Genomic DNA, 261 nt, shown 5'->3' on the forward strand with positions numbered 1-261 from the left:
GATTTCGGCGCATTCGATGCGGTAGCCGCGGATTTTGACTTGTTCGTCGGTGCGGCCTAGGTAGTGCAGTTGGCCGTCGGCGCCCCAGCGGGCGATGTCGCCGGTGCGATACATCCGTTGTCCGTGGGCTTGGCTCCCTCCGAACGGGCAGGCCACAAACCGTGATGCGGTCAAACCGGGCCGCCGCCAATACCCCACACCCACCCCCGCCCCGGCCACATACAATTCCCCGGCCACCCCCACCGGCACCGGCCGCAACCA

At 67.4% G+C, this 261-nt stretch carries 1 protein-coding gene; it reads right to left on the reverse strand.

Going from position 1 to position 261, the window contains the following annotated elements; all coding sequences use genetic code 11:
- On the reverse strand, window positions 1–261 hold a 261-nt coding region (locus F0Q45_RS27240; RefSeq protein ID WP_149656728.1), incomplete at both ends, for an AMP-binding protein.

The organism is Mycobacterium simiae, from assembly GCF_008370645.1.
GTDB lineage: Bacteria > Actinomycetota > Actinomycetes > Mycobacteriales > Mycobacteriaceae > Mycobacterium > Mycobacterium simiae_A.